Here is a 308-nt window from a genome sequence, read left to right on the forward strand (position 1 = left end):
ACGTCACCGAGCACGCCGAGGCCACCGTCGCCGCGCTGACCCTGACCCACCTCGACGACCGTGTCGTCCTCGACGTCGCCGACAACGGCCGCGGCTTCAGCCCCGAGCGGCAGACACCTCGCCAGGCCGGCGGCGTACGCGGTCACGGGCTGCCCGCGATGCGGGCCCGGGTCCAGCAGCTCGGCGGCACCCTGACCGTCGAATCCGCACCCGGCGAAGGGACCGTCCTGTCCGCCGCCGTGCCCCTGGCCACGCACCCGGACGCCCCGGTCACACCATCTGCACCGGGCGGCCCCGCGGGGGGCGCC

General features: G+C 76.9%; 1 protein-coding gene. It reads left to right on the plus strand.

Annotated elements, in window-relative coordinates:
- Window positions 1–308: ATP-binding protein (locus ACFU7D_RS29980; RefSeq protein WP_378874232.1), on the plus strand; the 308-nt coding region annotated here is incomplete at both ends.

Source organism: Nocardioides sp. NPDC057577, assembly GCF_042801335.1.
Classification (GTDB): Bacteria; Actinomycetota; Actinomycetes; order Propionibacteriales; family Nocardioidaceae; genus Nocardioides.